Origin of the sequence: Fibrobacter sp. (genome assembly GCF_017551775.1) — a bacterium.
GTDB lineage: Bacteria > Fibrobacterota > Fibrobacteria > Fibrobacterales > Fibrobacteraceae > Fibrobacter.
Genome location: NZ_JAFZKX010000114.1, coordinates 1 through 2,512, shown reverse-complemented (window position 1 = coordinate 2,512; position 2,512 = coordinate 1). Strand labels below are relative to the sequence as shown.

Here is a 2,512-nt window from a genome sequence, read left to right as displayed (position 1 = left end):
CGTGTCTGCCATGCAGGCTTTTGCTACTGCATTCATTCCGGGTCATATCTCCTATAGCATAGTAGATGCCCTCCTCATCATATTCTTCACCTACTTCTACACGGCAATCCAGTACAACCCTAACGACATTGCCGAAAACCTGAAGAGGTCTGGTGGGTTTATTCCGGGAGTGCGTCCGGGGAAGCAGACGGCAGAATACATTGACCATGTCTTGACCAGAATTTCATTGCCCGGGTCTCTTTACCTCGCTTTAATCAGCGTCGTTCCCCTGCATTTGAAAGACGCTCTCAATATGAGTTTCTATATTGGGGGTACCTCGGTCCTAATCGTGGTGGGTGTTGCCCTGGATACGCTTCGTCAGCTCGAAGCCCAGTTGCATACCAAGAATTATGATGGTTTCTTGAAACGTGGCCGCATTCGCGGCAGGATGGCATCCTAGTGGCTAAAGAAGAAGGTATACAAGTAGAAGGCGTTGTGCTGGAAGCACTTCCCAACGCTTTCTTCCGTGTTCAACTCGGAAATGGTCACGAAATTCTTGCTCACGTATCAGGAAAGATGCGCCGGCATTTTATCAGAATCTTGCCGGACGACAAAGTGTTGGTCGAGATTTCCCCGTACGATTTAAATCGCGGGCGAATTACTTACCGTTACAAGTAATAGGTATTACAAAAGAAGGTCAAACCTATGAAAATCAAAGCCTCCATTAAACCCAGATGTGAAAACTGCAAGATCATCCGTCGTAAGGGTGTTTTGCGCATCATCTGTTCGAAGAACCCCCGTCACAAGCAGAAACAGGGATAAGGAGATCGTATGGCACGTATCGCTGGTGTCGATTTACCGAAAAACAAGACTGTTGAATACGGTCTTACGGCAATTTATGGTGTCGGTCTGTTCACCGCTAACAAGGTCTGTGCTCAGCTGGGCATCGACAAGAACAAGAAGTGTGACGACCTGACTGAAGAAGAACAAGGTAAGATTCGTCATCTCCTCGAAGACGAATACTCTGTGGAAGGTCAGCTCCGCGCAGAAATCACCTTGAACATCAAGCGTTTGCAGGATATTGGCTGCTATCGCGGCATCCGCCACCGCAAGGGCCTCCCGGTCCGCGGTCAGCGTTCCCGTACCAATGCCCGCACTCGTAAGGGCCCCAAGAAGACTGTGGCTAACAAGAAGAAGTAAGGAGACTCATCGTGGCTGAAGAAGAAATCAAGGAAACTGCTGCCGCTGCTGAAGCTCCGGCTGCAACTGAAGAAGTCAAGGTTAAGAAGGGCAAGAAGCGCATTGACATCCAGGGTATCGCCTGCGTGTTCGCTTCCTTCAACAATACAATCGTTTCTATCACCGACGCTCGCGGTAACGTCGTCGCTTGGGGCTCCCCGGGTAACTCCGGTTTCAAGGGCTCCCGCAAGAGCACGCCGTTTGCTGCCCAGCTTGCCGCTGAAACCGCTGCCCACAAGGCATTCGACCTCGGCATGCGCAAGGTGGACGTTCGCGTTAAGGGTGCTGGTGGCGGCCGTGAATCTGCCGTCCGCGCTCTCAAGAATGCGGGCCTCGAAGTTCTCTCTATTCGAGACGTGACGGGCATTCCGCACAATGGTTGCCGTCCTAAAAAGAAGAGAAGAATTTAATCCAAAGAGGTATCGCCAATGATGTGGAAATCACTTCAGATGCCGCGCAGCTTCCAGAAAGTGGAAACCGGCGAAGATGGTCGCTACGCCAAGTTTGTCGTAGAAGCCTTGGAACGTGGCTGGGGTATCACCCTCGGCAACGCACTCCGTCGCGTGCTCCTTTCCTCTCTGCAGGGTGCGGCTATTGTCTCCGTGAAAATCGAAGGCGTTGACAAGGAATTTTCGACGATTCCGGGTGTGAAGGAAGATGTCACCGACATTATCCTGAACCTCAAGAGCATCCGTGTAAAGCTCCTGTCTGATCACGACGAAACCCTTCACCTGGACATGTCCGGTGATGGCGAAGTCACGGCCAAGGACTTTATGGACAATCCCAATGTCACTATCCTGACTCCGGATGTTCACATTGCGACATTGAACGGCAACGCTTCTCTGTCGCTGGACGTGAAGATCTCCTGCGGTCGTGGTTATGTTGTTGCCGACGAACTCAAGGACAAGGACGCTCCGATTGGCGTTATCGCCATGGACGCGAACTTCAACCCGGTTCAGAAAGTCGCAATGCACATCAGCGATACCCGCGTTGGTCAGAAGACGGACTACAACCGTCTGGAACTTGAAATTACGACAGACGGTTCCATTGATCCGGAAGACGCTCTTGCATACGCTGCAAAGCTTCTCGTGGATCACTTGGAAATCTTCATCAACTTCGAAGGCGATCTCGAAAGCCCCGAAGAACTCGAAATGGATGAAGAACGTCAGCGTATCGCTAACCTCCTCCGTATGCGCGTGGACGACCTGGAACTCTCCGTTCGCTCCAGCAACTGCCTCCGTATGGCGAACATCCATACCATTGGCGAACTTGTACGCAACAAGGAAAACGATAT

6 protein-coding genes are annotated in these 2,512 nt (G+C 51.4%); all 6 read left to right on the top strand.

From position 1 onward, the window contains the following. Positions 1 to 439 (top strand): preprotein translocase subunit SecY (locus IK012_RS13550; protein ID WP_290955476.1); only part of this gene is annotated, 439 nt, incomplete at its 5' end. Continuing rightward, positions 439 to 657 (top strand): translation initiation factor IF-1, encoded by a 219-nt coding sequence (gene infA, locus IK012_RS13545; RefSeq protein ID WP_014546098.1) that lies wholly within the window; start codon positions 439 to 441, stop codon positions 655 to 657. The genes IK012_RS13550 and infA, both read left to right, overlap by 1 nt. A 27-nt stretch (positions 658 to 684) precedes the next feature. Then, a complete protein-coding gene (gene rpmJ / locus IK012_RS13540) occupies positions 685 to 801 on the top strand; it encodes a 50S ribosomal protein L36 (protein ID WP_014546097.1) in 117 nt (38 codons plus the stop codon). 9 nt (positions 802 to 810) lie between these two features. Then, positions 811 to 1,179: a 30S ribosomal protein S13 gene (gene rpsM, locus IK012_RS13535; protein ID WP_072799956.1), complete on the top strand. Its 369-nt coding sequence runs from the start codon at positions 811 to 813 to the stop codon at positions 1,177 to 1,179. A 26-nt stretch (positions 1,180 to 1,205) separates the two neighbouring features. Then, entirely contained in the window at positions 1,206 to 1,628 is a 423-nt protein-coding gene (rpsK, locus tag IK012_RS13530; RefSeq protein WP_290943009.1) for a 30S ribosomal protein S11, read from the top strand. An 18-nt stretch (positions 1,629 to 1,646) separates the two neighbouring features. Continuing rightward, positions 1,647 to 2,512 (top strand): DNA-directed RNA polymerase subunit alpha (locus IK012_RS13525; protein ID WP_290955474.1); only part of this gene is annotated, 866 nt, incomplete at its 3' end.

What these genes read in the sequence shown, in the direction of transcription:
- rpmJ (WP_014546097.1), top strand. Translation starts at nt 685, where the DNA reads ATGAAAATCAAAGCCTCCATTAAACCCAGATGTGAAAACTGCAAGATC.
- rpsM (WP_072799956.1), top strand. Translation starts at nt 811, where the DNA reads ATGGCACGTATCGCTGGTGTCGATTTACCGAAAAACAAGACTGTTGAA.